This is a genomic window from Bradyrhizobium hereditatis (genome assembly GCF_020329435.1).
Lineage (GTDB): Bacteria > Pseudomonadota > Alphaproteobacteria > Rhizobiales > Xanthobacteraceae > Bradyrhizobium > Bradyrhizobium hereditatis.
This window is the reverse complement of the sequence record NZ_JAGKJK010000012.1, coordinates 155,086-169,380: the sequence shown is the minus strand read 5'-3', so window position 1 is coordinate 169,380 and position 14,295 is coordinate 155,086. Positions and strand designations below refer to the sequence as shown.

The following is a 14,295-nucleotide window of genomic DNA, read 5'->3' as shown; positions in this document are numbered from 1 at the left end:
TCGGTCAAGAGAAGAGACAGAATGGAAGGTCCGTTCAATCGCAAGCTTGGATCCCCGGACTCGCGCCCCTCAGGCCCGACCCGGCGGACGGCGGTCGGACTTATTCTCGCGGCGCCCCTGCTCGGCGCCTGCTCCAGCGGTGGCCAGGTTTCCAACCCGTTCGGCCCGTCAGCGCCCGAGGGACCCCCCGGGCCGCAGCAGCAGCCGCTCGCGGTTGGCACCGGCAACGTCAAGGTTGGCCTAATCCTGCCGCTCTCGGCCGCCGGCAATGCCGGCGTCGCCGCGCAGTCGATGAAGAACGCGGCCGAGATGGCGCTGGCGGAATTTCAGAATCCGAACATCCAGCTCCTGATCAAGGATGACGGCGGCACCCCGCAGGGCGCCCAGCAGGTCACGCAGGAGGCGCTCGGCGAGGGCGTTGAGATCATTCTGGGCCCGCTGTTTGCCGGCTCGGTGCCGGCGACCGCGCAACTGGCGCGCAGCCGCGGCATTTCGGTGATCGCGTTCTCGACCGATTCAAGCGTCGCCGGGCGCGGTGTCTATCTGCTCAGCTTCCTGCCCGAATCCGACGTCAACCGGATCGTCGACTATTCCGCCAGCATCGGAAAGCGGTCGTTCGCGGCGCTTTTGCCGGACAATGCCTACGGCAATGTGGTGGAAGCCGCCTTCAAGCAGGCGGCCGGTCGCAAGGGCCGCATCGTCGCCTTCGAGAAATATGCCGCCGATCGTTCAGGGGCGGCACGGACGGTGGCGCAGTCGCTGGGCTCGGCGGATGCGCTGTTCATCGCCGATGACGGCGATTCGGTGGTCGCAGCGGCCGATGCCCTGACCGCAGCCGGCGCCAATCTGCGCAACATCCAGATGCTCGGCACCGGGCTTTGGGACAATCCGCGTGTCTATGCGAGCCCGGCGTTGCAGGGCGGGCTCTATGCCGCGCCGGATCCATCGGGCTTCCGCGCCTTCTCCGGCCGCTACCGCGCCAAATTCGCCGCCGACCCAGTGCGCACAGCGACCCTCGCCTATGATGCGGTGGCGCTGGTTGCGGCGCTATCGAAGCAGGGTAGCCAGCGCTTTGCGGCGGAGACGCTGACCAACCCGTCGGGCTTTGCCGGTATCGACGGCCTGTTCCGCTTCCGCTCCGACGGCACCAATGAGCGCGGCCTTGCGGTAATGAAGGTCGCCAGCGGCGGCAGCACGCCGGTGGCCGGTTCGCCGAAGAGTTTTGGTGCGTAGCTTCCTGCCGCTTGTAGCAAAACCTTTACGCGGCGAGATCCGCCACGACGGCGTCGAGCACGGGGAAACCGTCCTTGGTCACGCGCAAGCGTCCATCGGACTCGACAATGATGGCGCCTTCGTCGCGCAAAATGGCGATCCGGCTCGGATCGAGCGCGCGGCCTGACAGCGTCGCGTAGCGTTTGGGATCGATGCCTTCAGCGAGGCGCAATCCCATCAGCAGATATTCATCGGCGCGTTCTTCGCTGTTGAGGCGTTCGTCCGTGACGACGCCGTGGCCTTTGGCCTCCACGCGCATCAGCCAGGCCTCGGGCCGCTTCTCGGTCGCGGTCGCGTAGCGCCCGCCATCGACATCGAGACGCCCATGCGCGCCGGGGCCGATCCCGGCATATTCGTCACCGCGCCAGTACACCAGATTATGCTGGCACTCTGAGCCGACGCGGGCGTGGTTGGAGATCTCGTAGGCCGGAAGGCCATGCGCGGCGCACACTTCCTGGGTCACGTCATAGAGCGCGCGGGCAACTGCCTCGTCCGGCGTCTTCAGCTTGCCCGCGGCATGCAGGCCGAAGAACGGCGTGCCTTCCTCGATAGTGAGCTGGTAGAGCGACAGATGCTCGGCGGCTTCGGCGATTGCAAGCTTCAGTTCATCCGCCCACATCCGCGGCGTCTGGTCCGGGCGGGCATAGATCAGGTCGAACGAGTAGCGCTCGAATGCGGTGCGCGCGATCGCGACCGCATCGAGCGCCTCGCGTGCGGTATGGAGCCGCCCGAGCGCTTTCAGCGAGGCGTCGTCGAGCGCCTGGACGCCGAGCGAGACGCGGTTGACGCCGGCTGCGCGGTAGCCGCTAAACCGCGTCGCCTCCACGCTGGTCGGATTGGCCTCCAGCGTTACCTCGACATTGCCGGCGACGCGCCAGTGCTTGCCGATCGCATCCAGGATCACGCCAACGGTGCGGGGCTGCATCAGCGACGGCGTGCCGCCGCCGAGAAAGATCGAGGTGACGGTTCGATCAGGCGCGCGTGCCGCAGTGGTTTCGATCTCGCGCGCAAAGGCGCGGGCGAATCTCTCTTCATCAATGGCAGCGTGGCGGACGTGGCTGTTGAAATCGCAATACGGACATTTCGACAGGCAGAACGGCCAGTGCACGTAGACGCCGAAGGCACGCTTTCCGTAATGGCGCTCAGTGCTAGCCAAGGCAGATCTCCGCCAGTTTGACGAAGGCCCGCGCCCGGTGTGACAGGCCAAGACCAAGCGGCGGCAGGCCGTGCTTTTCGATCGAGGTCATCTCGCCAAAAGTCCGCGTGTGCCCGTCGGGAAGGAACATCGGATCATAGCCGAAACCGGCGGTGCCGCGTGGCGGCCAGACCAGCGTTCCATCGGCCCGCGCCTCGACTTCTTCGAGATGGCCGTCCGGCCAGGCGACGCACAGCGCGGAGACGAAGTGCGCCTTTCGTTTCGCCGGCGTGGTCGCGCCGCGCTCCTGCAACAGGCGCTCGATCCGGGTCATCGCGGCGGTGAAATCCTTGCCCTCCCCGGCCCAGCGCGCCGAGTAGATTCCGGGCGCGCCGTCGAGCGCATCGACGACGAGACCGGAATCGTCGGCGAAAGCCGGAAGCTGGGAGGCTTTCGCCGCCGCCATCGCCTTGATTGCCGCATTGGATCGAAAGGTGTCGCCGGTTTCGTCAGGTTCGCCCAGGCCCAATTCGCCCGCGGAAACGGCCTCGACACCATGCGGCGCGAGCAATTCCCGCATCTCGGCGAGCTTGCCGGGATTGTGGGTCGCGATCACGAGCTTGCCGGTGATTCGACGGTGCATAGGCGATCAGACTACGCGACGGCCAGCTTCTGCAAGTCCACCAGGCGCGCGACACCCTTGCGCGCGAGTTCCATCAGCGCGAGGAACTCGTCCTGCGAGAACGGCGTCTTTTCGGCGGTGCCCTGCACCTCGATGATGCGGCCATCGCCGGTCATGACGAAATTGGCGTCCGTCTCGGCGTCGGAATCCTCGGCATAGTCGAGATCGAGCACCGGCGTGCCTTGATAAATGCCGCAGGAGATCGCAGCGACATTGTCGCGCAATACGTTGGTCTTCAGCATATTGCGGGCCTTCATCCAGCCGATGCAGTCGGCCAGAGCCACCCAGGCGCCGGTGATCGAGGCGGTACGCGTGCCGCCATCGGCCTGGATCACGTCACAGTCGACGGTAATCTGGCGCTCGCCGAGCGCCTCGAGGTCGACGGCCGCGCGCAAGGAGCGGCCGATCAGCCGCTGAATCTCGACGGTCCGGCCGCCCTGCTTGCCGGCCGCGGCCTCACGGCGGGTCCGTTCCAACGTCGCGCGCGGCAGCATGCCGTATTCGGCGGTAACCCAGCCGCGGCCCTGACCCTTCAGCCAGGGCGGCAGCCGCTCCTCCAGCGTGGCGGTCACCAGCACATGGGTATCGCCGAACTTCACCATGCAGGAACCTTCGGCGTATTTGACGACGCCGCGTTCCAGCGACACGGGGCGCAGCTGATCGGGCGCACGGCGGCTTGGCCGCATGGGAAATCCTTTCGAAAATCGAGCGAAAATTCGTTTGCGGTGCTTGTAGGAGGGGGAGCGGGCAGCGGCAAGGGTTTTGGCCGCTTATTTCGCGGGCAAAGCGCGCTTGTCATCAGTGCGCCGGAGCGACAAATTAGGGGGTATCAGGGAGTTAACAGTGGCCCATCACGATCCGATTGGCTTGATCGCGCCGCATGCGGGGCTGGCTCAGCTCAACGAGCGCTCGCGCGACATTTTTCGACAAATCGTCGAGAGCTACCTTGCAACCGGCGAGCCCGTCGGTTCGCGCAACGTCTCCCGCCTGATCGCGGTGCCGTTGTCGCCGGCTTCCGTCCGCAACGTGATGTCGGACCTCGAAGCGCTCGGCCTGATCTACGCGCCGCATACTTCCGCGGGCCGGCTGCCCACCGAACTCGGCCTGCGCTTCTTTGTCGATGCCTTGATGCAGGTCGGCGATCTCACCGAGCCCGAGCGGGAATCGATCCAGAGTCAGCTAGCGTCGGTCGGGCGCGCGCAATCGGTCGAGGCGGCGCTCGGCGAGGCCCTGACGCGACTCTCCGGCCTGACCCGCGCGGCCGCCGTGGTGCTCACCGCTAAATCCAACTCGCGGCTCAAGCACATCGAATTCGTGCGCCTCGAGCCGGAGCGCGCGCTGGTGGTGCTGGTCGGCGAAGACGGTCAGGTCGAAAACCGCGTGCTGACGCTGCCGCCCGGCGTTCCGCCTTCCGCGCTGACGGAAGCGACCAATTTCCTCAATGCGCGGATTCGCGGCCGCACGCTTTCCGAGGCGCGACTCGAACTCGAAACCGCCCTGGCGCAGAGCCGCGCCGAGCTCGATCAGCTGACGCAGAAAGTGATCGCGGCCGGCATTGCCAGCTGGTCCGGCGGCGAACACGAGGAGCGCCAATTGATCGTGCGCGGGCACGCCAATCTGCTCGAAGATCTGCACGCGCTGGAGGATCTCGAGCGCGTTAAGTCGCTGTTCGACGATCTTGAGACCAAGCGCGGCGTGATTGATCTGCTCGGCCGCGCCGAGCGCGCCGAAGGCGTGCGTATCTTCATCGGTTCGGAGAACAAGCTGTTCTCGCTGTCCGGCTCCTCCACCATCATTGCGCCCTACAGTGACGCCTCGGGGCGCATTGTCGGCGTTCTCGGCGTGATCGGGCCGACACGGTTGAACTATGCGCGGGTGATCCCGACGGTCGATTATGCCGCGAGGATCGTCAGCCGGATGCTGGGCTCAACCGGGCCGACTTGAGGCCGGATTCGAGGCCTTATTGTTTCTGACGCATGTTCCTGCGAACCGCTGCCTTCTCCCCGCGGTTCGGAGCCCGCGAGGATGCTTACGCGAAAACGCCATGGAACGCTTGATTTTCGGCCCCTAAAGCACGATATCCCGCCCAACAAATCCCCATCGAACCAATGACTTTTGAGAAGGCAGTCTTATGACCGATCCCAACGGGCCGAGTGACGATGAGTTGAAACCGGCCGAGACCGGCGAGCCCGTAGTCTCGAAACCCTACATCATGCCCGACGATCCCGAGGAAGGGTCGGTGGAGGCGTTGACGAAGGAAGCGGCTGACGCGCGGGACAAGATGCTGCGCACGCTGGCGGAGATGGAAAACCTGCGCAAGCGCACCGCCAAGGAAGTCGCCGACGCGCGCGCCTACGGCATCACCGGCTTTGCGCGCGACATTCTTGAAATCGCCGACAATCTGCAGCGCGCGCTGGACGCGATTCCGGCCGACGTGAAAGAGACCGCCGATCCCGGCATCAAGGCCTTCATTGAAGGCGTCGAGCTGACCGAACGCTCGCTGCTCAATACGCTGGAGAAGAACGGCGTCAAGAAATTCGATCCGTCGGGCGAGAAGTTCGATCCCAACTTCCAGCAGGCGATGTACGAAGTGCCCGATCCGTCCGTCCCATCGGGGACAGTGGTTCAGGTCGTGCAAGCCGGCTTCATGATCGGTGACCGCGTACTGCGCCCGGCACTGGTCGGCGTATCGAAGGGTGGCGCCAAGGCCACGCCGGCGGCGGCTCCTTCAGAGCAAAGCTAATGTCTCGCGTCCTGGACGCGGAGCAGCACCTCGGCGCTGCTCCGCAGCGGTGTGATGCCAACTTAGCTTACATCGGTTTCTCGGTTGTCTTTGGCCAGTAAGTGCCAAAACTCCAGAGATTGCCTTCCGGATCGCGGCAGGCGAAGTCGCGGCTGCCGTAGTCGGTGTTGTGCAACTCCATTTCGATTCTGGCGCCGGCGGCCTTGACCTTGGCGTGCAGTGCATCCGGGTCGTCGACCGCAACGTAGATCGCGTCCGTGCGGCGGCCAGCGATGTCGCCAACAAGCTTGCCGTATTCGTCGTCGCGGCTCTGGCCGAGCATCAGGATCGAGGATCCATAGGCAAGCTCAGCATGTTGTATCGCGCCGTCCTTGCGATAGACGATGCGCTCGGTGAAACCAATCACGTCCATCAGCCAACGGATCATGGCCTCGGCATCGCGACAGCGCATCGTCGGATAAAGGCGCGGCGCTTCGATTTTGTTCTCGGTCACGGGAAACTCCTTTGCGGGCGGCTGCTGCGCCAGTATGGGCCAAGCGCGGCAATGTCGGCTTGAAGATTTGTTACCGCAGTGGCTCATCCAGCGGGCGCACCAGGCGGCTGTCGGTCAGCGCAAGCCGCCGCGCCCAGGCCGTTGGTGTTTCGCCGGCAAGAGCTGAGAATTCGCGGGCGAGATGCGCCTGGTCGGCATAGCCGACCTCGGCCGCAATTCCTGCCCAGCCGATCACGGTTCCGCTGCGTGCAAGCCGGCAGGCCTGATGGAAGCGCATCATGCGAGCGATCGACTTCGGCGCAAGACCAAGTTCAGATCGAAAGCGATCGACGAGATGCTTGCGGCTCCAGCCGATCTCACTTGCGAGTGCAGTGATCCGTTCACCGCCCGAGGTACGTGCCAGCCGGCGATAGGCGAATTCGATCTCGGGCGACGGCAAATGGCTGGCGCGGACAGCAACGAAATCCTCGATCAGATCGAAGCGGTTCTGCCAGCCCGATGTTGCACCAAGCTGCTCGCGCAGCCGTCGGCCTTCGCTGCCGAGCACATCGCCGATATCGACCATGCGCGCGGCAAGATCGACCACGGCGCCGCCAAAGAAGCGATAGGCGCCAAGCGGCGTGAGATCCAGCTGCACGCATTCGGCGCCGCCATCGGACTCGATAAAGACCGGGCCGGCATGAAGCCCGGCGGCGAAGCTTGGCTGCCGGTCCGCGGCATTGGGCTCGCGTCCAAGCGCGATCAGAAACGGCGTGCCGAAGCTGATGATTAGCGGCACGACCAGGCCTGCGGCTTCGCGCTGGAAAAACCGGCCTCGCGCCGTCTCACGGTAGCCGGTCATCCCCGAGATGAGGCCCGCCGTGCGTTGTGACGGCGCACGCCGGGCCAATTCGAACGCGAAAGGGGCCGCCGGATCGGACATCCCGATCTCCGCGATGAGGTTACAGGCTAGACGGCGATATCGCTCGATTGGATGCGCTTGACGCCGGCCTTGGTCATGTCGGCCCAGGCCTTGGCGAGCGAGCCCTGGAGGTCGATGCCGCGGCAGGCGTCCTCGATCACATAGGTTTCGAAGCGGGCCTTGCGTGCGTCGAGCGCGCTCCATGCCACGCAATAATCGGTGGCGAGACCGGCGAGGAACACCCGCTTCAGCTTGCGCGCCTTCAGGTAGGCGGCGAGCCCCGTCGAGGTCTTGCCGTCGGCCTCGGTAAAGGCCGAATAGCTGTCGACGTTCTTGTTGAAACCCTTGCGGATAACGAGCCCGGCATGCGGGATCGCGAGATCCTTCGACAGCGACGCGCCCTCGGTACCCTGCACGCAGTGATCGGGCCACAGCACCTGCTTTCCGTAGGGAAGATCGACGGTATCGAACGGCTTCTTGCCGGAATGCGATGTCGCGAACGAGACATGGTCCGCGGTGTGCCAATCCTGCGTCAGCACCACATTGGCAAAGCCCTTGGCGAGACGGTTGATGACGGGAATGACCTGGTCGCCGTCCTTGACCGCGAGACTCCCGCCGGGAAGGAAACAGTTTTGTACGTCGATGACGATGAGCGCGGACGCGTCATCGGGTTTGATCGGTGCGGCCATGAGGGCTCCTGGCGTGAAGGCAGCGACCGACGTCGCGCCGAGACCTGTCAGAACCAGCCTGCGAGAAAGCATAGCACATCTCCCCTTGCGAACCCGACTGCAGGGAAGGCTAGTTCCATGTGTGTACGAACGAAAGCCCGAAATTGCGGGTTGGCCCCAATGTGGGGATCAGGTCCGCGGCTGGATTCCGTCCCGCACCGCACGGAAGCGTGGAAAGGCCTTACTCCACTCATCACGCGGCGAAGAACCGATGATGCGCATCGAGGTCTGGGAGCCGAACCGCAGCCATTGCACGATGGTGACAGGCGTATTGTCCTTGCCGCTGATGGCGTCGATACGCGTCTCGTAGCCGGGCTGGCCGTCGATGCGGACCGGTTCGGACATCGTGATCTTGCCGTCGCGTACGCCGGGGATGGTGGCTGCGATCTGCTGGGCAAAGCGGCCGCGATCGTCGGGCGAAGCAGCAGTCGAGCCGATCAGGCCGATGATCATGAAGGGTGCGATCTCAAAACCCTTCTTCTCGTCGCTGTCGGAGAGAATGAGGGCCGCGCCCGGCGCCAGCGTGCGCACGTTCTTGAAACTCGAGAGTTCGCTGATCTTGAACGGCATCAGCCCAAGCTGCTCGTCGACCGGCACCTCAGTGCGAATGGCGGCGGTGGCGAACATCTGGCGCACGGCATCGTCGGTATAGATCTTCGAGGCGTTCTCCGGCACCTGCATGGCGACATAGCCGGAGAAGCTCGGGCCGGGCAGGATCATCGAATAGCGGCGCACATTGGTCGTACCATCCTTGCCGTTTTCGACCGTGTAGTAGCCAAGCCCGGCCGCGGTTTCGATGCTTTCCGGCTTGATGCCGCCGGTGCCGCCCGGATTAGCCTTGAAGGCGTTGGCGACTTCGCCATAGGCCTCGGCCGGCAGGTCCGCGACCAGCACCTTGACGCCACGGTCCTCGGTTTCGAAGCCGATGAACGCCTTGGCCTTGTTGAGACCGACCAGCGGCGTCATGCCCACCCTGGCGCCGGGCGGGAAGACCGGATCGGCGGCCAACGCGGAATCGGCAACGGCGGAAGAGATGGCGGTGACGATCAGGGCAACCGCAGCGAAGGATCGAAATGGCGTCATAGCGGGTCTACCGGTTGGTATCGAGGCCGTTCAAGGTCGGACGATGCAGCTCTTGGAATCTTAGGAGGGCCTCAAGGCACGACAGGGTCGTTCCAGTCGGCCCGCTTTTAGCGGTTTTGACGTCCGTGCAACAGGGCAGGGTAGACGTCCGTTCCCCCGTTACATCGCGATATGTCGGCATTTTGCCCGCTCTCGGGGCGCTTTTTTGAGGCGTTCGCAGCGGCCAAATACCGCTCCCTCCCACCTTGCCGCCGGTCCGCGGTCGGGATGAGCCGCATCGGCGGACAACACTTTGGCGGCATGACGATGGAGGGTCTTGCCAGTTTCTTAACCGCGCTTGACGCAGAGCCCGGGGCCGGTTCGCCGCTGACACAATCTTTCAAACGTCAGGTTTTTCAGGCCCTAAGCTTGCGTTCGGTCCTTGCAGGCACAACCCACCCTCCTATATGAGGCTCACCGTCGCAATATCGCGAGTATTTGAACGTTGGGGGTTCGGTTAGGTGCGCCGTCCAGGGCCCAGCCAACCTGCCGCAAAAAGAAGGATATGAGGACCATGGGAAAGGTCATTGGGATCGATCTCGGCACCACGAATTCGTGCGTCGCCGTAATGGATGGCAAGACTGCGAAAGTCATCGAGAACGCCGAGGGCATGCGCACCACGCCTTCGATCGTTGCCGTCACCGATGACGGCGAGCGCCTCGTCGGCCAGCCTGCCAAGCGCCAGGCGGTGACCAATCCCGAGCGTACGTTCTTCGCGGTGAAGCGCCTGATCGGCCGCCGCTACGAAGACCCGATGGTCGAGAAGGACAAGAAGCTCGTCCCCTACAAAATCGTCAAGGCATCGAACGGCGACGCCTGGGTCGAAGCCGACGGCAAAACCTATTCACCCTCGCAGGTCTCGGCCTTCATTCTCCAGAAGATGAAGGAGACCGCGGAAGCTCATCTCGGCCAGAAGGTCGAGCAGGCCGTCATCACCGTCCCCGCTTATTTCAACGACGCCCAGCGTCAGGCTACCAAGGACGCCGGCAAGATCGCCGGTCTCGAAGTGCTGCGCATCATCAACGAGCCGACGGCGGCCGCACTCGCCTACGGTCTCGACAAGGCGAAGGCCGGCACGATCGCGGTCTACGACCTCGGCGGCGGCACCTTCGATGTCTCCATTCTCGAAATCGGCGACGGCGTGTTCGAGGTGAAGTCCACCAACGGCGATACCTTCCTCGGCGGTGAAGACTTCGACATGCGCCTGGTCGGCTATCTCGCCGACGAATTCCAGAAGGAGCAAGGCATCAATCTGCGCAACGACAAGCTTGCCCTGCAGCGCCTGAAGGAGGCCGCTGAAAAGGCCAAGATCGAGCTGTCGTCGACCACGCAGACCGAAGTCAACCTGCCGTTCATCACGGCGGACCAGACCGGGCCGAAGCATCTGACGATGAAGCTGACTCGCGCCAAGTTCGAGGCGCTGGTCGATGATCTCATCCAGAAGACCATCGAGCCCTGCCGCAAGGCACTGAAGGACGCAGGCCTCACCGCCGCCGAAATCGGCGAAGTGGTGCTGGTCGGCGGCATGACCCGCATGCCGAAGGTCCAGGAAGTCGTGAAGCAGCTGTTTGGCAAGGAGCCGCACAAGGGCGTCAACCCGGACGAGGTCGTCGCCATCGGTGCTGCGATCCAGGCTGGCGTGCTGCAGGGCGACGTCAAGGACGTGCTGCTGCTCGACGTGACCCCGCTGTCGCTCGGCATCGAGACGCTGGGCGGCGTGTTTACCCGCATCATCGACCGCAACACCACGATCCCGACCAAGAAGAGCCAGGTGTTCTCGACGGCCGAGGACAACCAGAACGCCGTCACCATCCGCGTCTTCCAGGGTGAGCGCGAAATGGCAGCCGATAACAAGGTGCTCGGGCAGTTCGACCTGATGGGCATTCCGCCGGCGCCGCGCGGCATGCCGCAGATTGAGGTCACCTTCGACATCGACGCGAACGGCATCGTCAACGTCTCGGCCAAGGACAAGGCGACCGGCAAGGAGCAGCAGATCCGGATCCAGGCGTCCGGCGGCCTGTCGGAATCCGACATCGAGAAGATGGTCAAGGACGCCGAGGCCAATGCGGCCGAGGACAAGAAGCGCCGCGAGGCCGTCGACGCCAAGAACCATGCCGACGCGCTGGTGCATTCCACTGAGAAGGCGCTGGCCGAGCACGGTTCGAAGGTCGCCGAGAGCGAGCGCCGCGCTATCGAGGACGCCGTCAGCGACCTGAAGGAAGCGCTGAAGGGCGACGATGCCGAGGCCATCAAGGCCAAGACCAACACGCTGGCGCAGGCTTCGATGAAGCTCGGCGAGGCCATGTACAAGCAGCAGGCCGAGGCGGACGCCAAGAAGGACGCCGCCAAGGATGATGTCGTCGATGCGGAATTCACCGAAGTCGACGACGACAAGAACAAGAAGTCGGCTTAAAGCGGGCTTTCGATCATGACCCTCATCCAAAAGAGCGCGAGCGCTGCGTTCAATGGGTGAGGGTCATTTTTCTTTAAGCCGATGGCGGCATCTTTTCTGGTGAGGGTGCCTTCGGCATGAAGACGAATTCGGGCGGGTTTGACTGATGTCCACGAAGCGCTGCTATTACGAAACCCTGGAAGTCGATCGGAACGCGGACGACTCGAAGCTCAAGGCGGCTTTTCGCAAGCTGGCGATGAAATGGCACCCCGATCGCAATCCGGGCGATGCCACCAGCGAAGTGAAGTTCAAGGAAATCAACGAAGCTTACGAGGTGCTGAAGGACGGCGAGAAGCGCGCCGCCTACGACCGCTACGGCCATGCTGCCTTCGAGCAGGGCATGGGCGGCGGCGGCCCCGGCTTCGGCGCCGGCTTCGCCTCTTCCTTCTCGGATATTTTCGAAGACCTGTTCGGCATGGCCGGACAGCGCCGCGGCGGCGGCCGCGAGCGCGGTGCCGACCTGCGCTACAACATGGAAATCACGCTCGAAGAGGCGTTCCAGGGCAAGACCGCGCAGATCGAAATTCCGGTCTCGGTCACCTGCGAACCCTGCTCGGGCACCGGCGCCAAGGCCGGCACCAAGCCGAAGACCTGCTCGATGTGCGGCGGCGCCGGCCGTGTCCGCCAGGCGCAGGGCTTCTTCACGCTGGAGCGGACCTGCCCCGGCTGTCAGGGCCGCGGCCAGATGATCGAGGATGCCTGCCCGAACTGCTCAGGGACGGGCCGCGTGACGCGCGACCGCACGCTGTCGGTCAATATCCCGCCGGGCGTCGAGGACGGCACGCGCATTCGCCTCGCTGGCGAAGGCGAGGCCGGCATCCGCGGCGGCCCGCCCGGCGACCTCTATATCTTCCTGTCGCTGGCCACGCACGAATTCTTCCAGCGCGACGGTGCCGATCTGCACTGCCGGGTTCCGATCTCGATGGTGTCGGCCGCGCTTGGCGGTGAGTTCGAGGTGCCGACCATCGACAAGGGCAAGACCAAGGTGAAAGTGCCGGCGGGAACGCAGTCTGGCCGCCGTTTCCGCATTGCATCAAAAGGCATGCCGGTACTCCGCTCACGTCAGACCGGCGACATGTATGTGCAGGTCGTGGTCGAAACGCCGCAAAATCTGACTAAGAAGCAGCAGGAACTGCTCGCCGAGTTCGAAAAACTGTCGTCCGGCGCCACCCAGCCGGAAGCTTTGGGCTTCTTCACCAAGGTCAAGGACTTCTTCGGCAACCGCGCCAGCAGCTCCTGAGCCGCACCAGACAGGCCGGGCGAGCGTGTGATCCTCGCCCCGTCAGTCATGATTCATTCAGCTTGCACAGTGTGTTATTGCCCGGTCGCGGGCACTTTGGCGCGGCTGGCGCATCACCGTTTGGCTTGACCGTACCACCGTCGACCTATACGTGTTTATGACCGTTTTCTGACATCCCCGCTCAAAGCGGGTCCCGCCTGGTAGCGACATGCCTTTGCAATCGTCCGTGCGTGCGTTGAAGAAGCCTCGTCTCGACGACGAGGTTCGCTTCCTCCGTTCATGGATCGAGAAGCCGCTGCACATGGGCGCGGTGATGCCGTCGAGCAAGGTGCTCGCCCGCACCATGGCGCAATATGTCGACGTCGAATCTGAAGGACCGGTCATCGAACTTGGGCCCGGCACCGGCGCGATCACCAACGCGCTGATCGAGCATGGCGTCGACCAGAAGCGGCTGGTGCTGGTCGAGTACAATCCAGGCTTCTGCGCGCTGTTGCGCGACCGTTATCCGCAGGCCAAGGTGGTGCAGGGTGACGCCTATGCGCTGCGCGAGTCGCTGGGCGAGGTGCTGGAAGCGCCTGCCTCTGCCGTGGTCTCCGGCCTGCCGCTCGTGACCAAGCCCATGCTGACGCGCCTGAAATTGATCCGCGACGCCTTCATGGCGCTGGCGCCCGGTGCGCCCTTCGTGCAGTTCACCTATTCGGTCGCCCCGCCGATCCCGAAATCGCTGCCGGGCGTGACCACAGAAGCTTCCGAGCGGATCTGGATGAACCTTCCGCCCGCCCGGGTCTGGGTGTATCGCAAGGGCTGATACCGTGTATTCCGCAAAAGCGGGTACCGGTTTTTGCGAATAGAATACGCGCGACTTATCCGCTAAGAGCATTTTGAAGAAATGCTCGCCACGCGTATTCGCGTTGGCAGGCTTTGCCCCGAATACGAATTCAACGATGTCCGCGCTGAAAATCCTCGTGATCCCGGGATCGCTACGGACCGGCTCGCTCAATGCGAAGCTGGCTGCGGTGGCCGCGCATGCGCTGGCGCAGGAAGGCGTCGACGTCACCCGCATCTCGCTCGGCGATTATCCGCTGCCGATCTATGACGGCGACCTGCAGGCAAAGTCCGGCGTGCCGAAGCATGCCGTCAACCTGAAGCGCATGATGGCGGCGCATCATGGCGTGCTCATCGTGACGCCGGAATATAATTCCTCAGTGCCGGCGCTGGTGAAAAACACCATCGACTGGGTGAGCCGGGTGCAGGACCCGCATGAGACACGGGGCCAAGTGTTTCGCGGGCGGGTGTTCGCGATCGCCTCTGCGTCCGGAAACCGGCTCGGCGGCGCCCGCGCGTTGGCTGCGCTGCGGTTGATCCTCTCGGCCTGTCATGCCCAGGTGATCCCGAACCAGCTCGCTCTGTCCTTCGCCGAGGACGCCTATGATGAGATGGATCGCCTGAGAAATTCAGCCGATAGCGATGCGTTAAAAGCGCTGGTACGGCAGTTGATCGACGTTTCCCAACGCATGATGTGAGGTG

The 14,295-nt window shown here is 63.9% G+C and carries 14 protein-coding genes; 7 read left to right on the top strand and 7 right to left on the bottom strand.

Annotated elements, in window-relative coordinates; genetic code table 11:
* The first annotated feature begins 21 nt into the window (after window positions 1-21).
* Entirely contained in the window at window positions 22-1,233 is a 1,212-nt protein-coding gene (locus J6524_RS26575; protein ID WP_225676066.1) for a penicillin-binding protein activator, read from the top strand.
* A gap of 25 nt (window positions 1,234-1,258) precedes the next feature.
* On the opposite strand, the gene hemW is transcribed toward J6524_RS26575, so the two are convergent.
* From hemW to rph, 3 genes are read right to left on the bottom strand one after another with little or no spacing between them, the layout of a single operon-like run.
* Window positions 1,259-2,428, bottom strand: a complete 1,170-nt coding sequence (gene hemW, locus J6524_RS26570) for a radical SAM family heme chaperone HemW (protein ID WP_225676064.1) — start codon at window positions 2,426-2,428, stop codon at window positions 1,259-1,261.
* The gene (gene rdgB, locus J6524_RS26565) at window positions 2,421-3,050 is read right to left on the bottom strand and encodes an RdgB/HAM1 family non-canonical purine NTP pyrophosphatase (protein ID WP_225676062.1); all 630 of its coding nucleotides are present in this window, start codon (window positions 3,048-3,050) and stop codon (window positions 2,421-2,423) included. Before rdgB ends, hemW begins: the two co-directional genes overlap by 8 nt.
* An 11-nt stretch (window positions 3,051-3,061) precedes the next feature.
* Window positions 3,062-3,775 carry a ribonuclease PH gene (gene rph, locus J6524_RS26560; protein ID WP_225676060.1) on the bottom strand — a complete coding sequence of 238 codons (714 nt, stop codon included), beginning with the start codon at window positions 3,773-3,775 and terminating at the stop codon, window positions 3,062-3,064.
* Window positions 3,776-3,932: 157 nt separating this feature from the next.
* Here rph and hrcA point away from each other — a divergent pair, with 157 nt between their 5' ends.
* Window positions 3,933-5,033, top strand: a complete 1,101-nt coding sequence (gene hrcA, locus J6524_RS26555) for a heat-inducible transcriptional repressor HrcA (protein ID WP_225676058.1) — start codon at window positions 3,933-3,935, stop codon at window positions 5,031-5,033.
* Window positions 5,034-5,220: 187 nt separating this feature from the next.
* A complete protein-coding gene (grpE, locus tag J6524_RS26550; RefSeq protein ID WP_225676056.1) occupies window positions 5,221-5,832 on the top strand; it encodes a nucleotide exchange factor GrpE in 612 nt (203 codons plus the stop codon).
* Between the two features lie 67 nt (window positions 5,833-5,899).
* Here the strand turns inward: grpE and J6524_RS26545 are convergent, their stop codons facing one another.
* From J6524_RS26545 to J6524_RS26530, 4 genes are all read right to left on the bottom strand, one after another.
* Window positions 5,900-6,283: a VOC family protein gene (locus tag J6524_RS26545; protein ID WP_225676206.1), complete on the bottom strand. Its 384-nt coding sequence runs from the start codon at window positions 6,281-6,283 to the stop codon at window positions 5,900-5,902.
* A gap of 112 nt (window positions 6,284-6,395) precedes the next feature.
* Window positions 6,396-7,247: a helix-turn-helix domain-containing protein gene (locus J6524_RS26540; RefSeq protein ID WP_225676054.1), complete on the bottom strand. Its 852-nt coding sequence runs from the start codon at window positions 7,245-7,247 to the stop codon at window positions 6,396-6,398.
* A 26-nt stretch (window positions 7,248-7,273) separates the two neighbouring features.
* On the bottom strand, window positions 7,274-7,987 hold the full coding sequence (gene pncA, locus J6524_RS26535; RefSeq protein WP_225676052.1) for a bifunctional nicotinamidase/pyrazinamidase: 714 nt from the start codon (window positions 7,985-7,987) through the stop codon (window positions 7,274-7,276).
* 96 nt (window positions 7,988-8,083) lie between these two features.
* Window positions 8,084-9,037 carry a hypothetical protein gene (locus J6524_RS26530; protein ID WP_225676050.1) on the bottom strand — a complete coding sequence of 318 codons (954 nt, stop codon included), beginning with the start codon at window positions 9,035-9,037 and terminating at the stop codon, window positions 8,084-8,086.
* Window positions 9,038-9,590: 553 nt separating this feature from the next.
* Here J6524_RS26530 and dnaK point away from each other — a divergent pair.
* The 4 genes from dnaK (at window position 9,591) to J6524_RS26510 (ending at window position 14,291) form a co-directional block, all read left to right on the top strand.
* A complete protein-coding gene (gene dnaK, locus J6524_RS26525; protein WP_225676048.1) occupies window positions 9,591-11,489 on the top strand; it encodes a molecular chaperone DnaK in 1,899 nt (632 codons plus the stop codon).
* 145 nt (window positions 11,490-11,634) lie between these two features.
* Complete coding sequence (dnaJ, locus tag J6524_RS26520) at window positions 11,635-12,768, top strand: molecular chaperone DnaJ (RefSeq protein ID WP_225676046.1); 1,134 nt, start codon at window positions 11,635-11,637, stop codon at window positions 12,766-12,768.
* Window positions 12,769-12,976: 208 nt separating this feature from the next.
* The gene (locus tag J6524_RS26515; protein ID WP_225676044.1) at window positions 12,977-13,576 is read left to right on the top strand and encodes a class I SAM-dependent methyltransferase; all 600 of its coding nucleotides are present in this window, start codon (window positions 12,977-12,979) and stop codon (window positions 13,574-13,576) included.
* A 136-nt stretch (window positions 13,577-13,712) separates the two neighbouring features.
* Window positions 13,713-14,291: an NADPH-dependent FMN reductase gene (locus J6524_RS26510; protein WP_225676042.1), complete on the top strand. Its 579-nt coding sequence runs from the start codon at window positions 13,713-13,715 to the stop codon at window positions 14,289-14,291.
* Window positions 14,292-14,295: the final 4 nt, after the last annotated feature.

What these genes read in the sequence shown, in the direction of transcription:
- J6524_RS26575 (WP_225676066.1), top strand. Translation starts at nt 22, where the DNA reads ATGGAAGGTCCGTTCAATCGCAAGCTTGGATCCCCGGACTCGCGCCCC.
- rdgB (WP_225676062.1), bottom strand. Translation starts at nt 3,050, where the DNA reads ATGCACCGTCGAATCACCGGCAAGCTCGTGATCGCGACCCACAATCCC.
- rph (WP_225676060.1), bottom strand. Translation starts at nt 3,775, where the DNA reads ATGCGGCCAAGCCGCCGTGCGCCCGATCAGCTGCGCCCCGTGTCGCTG.
- grpE (WP_225676056.1), top strand. Translation starts at nt 5,221, where the DNA reads ATGACCGATCCCAACGGGCCGAGTGACGATGAGTTGAAACCGGCCGAG.
- J6524_RS26545 (WP_225676206.1), bottom strand. Translation starts at nt 6,283, where the DNA reads ATGCGCTGTCGCGATGCCGAGGCCATGATCCGTTGGCTGATGGACGTG.
- J6524_RS26540 (WP_225676054.1), bottom strand. Translation starts at nt 7,247, where the DNA reads ATGTCCGATCCGGCGGCCCCTTTCGCGTTCGAATTGGCCCGGCGTGCG.
- pncA (WP_225676052.1), bottom strand. Translation starts at nt 7,987, where the DNA reads ATGCTTTCTCGCAGGCTGGTTCTGACAGGTCTCGGCGCGACGTCGGTC.
- J6524_RS26530 (WP_225676050.1), bottom strand. Translation starts at nt 9,037, where the DNA reads ATGACGCCATTTCGATCCTTCGCTGCGGTTGCCCTGATCGTCACCGCC.
- dnaK (WP_225676048.1), top strand. Translation starts at nt 9,591, where the DNA reads ATGGGAAAGGTCATTGGGATCGATCTCGGCACCACGAATTCGTGCGTC.
- dnaJ (WP_225676046.1), top strand. Translation starts at nt 11,635, where the DNA reads ATGTCCACGAAGCGCTGCTATTACGAAACCCTGGAAGTCGATCGGAAC.
- J6524_RS26515 (WP_225676044.1), top strand. Translation starts at nt 12,977, where the DNA reads ATGCCTTTGCAATCGTCCGTGCGTGCGTTGAAGAAGCCTCGTCTCGAC.
- J6524_RS26510 (WP_225676042.1), top strand. Translation starts at nt 13,713, where the DNA reads ATGTCCGCGCTGAAAATCCTCGTGATCCCGGGATCGCTACGGACCGGC.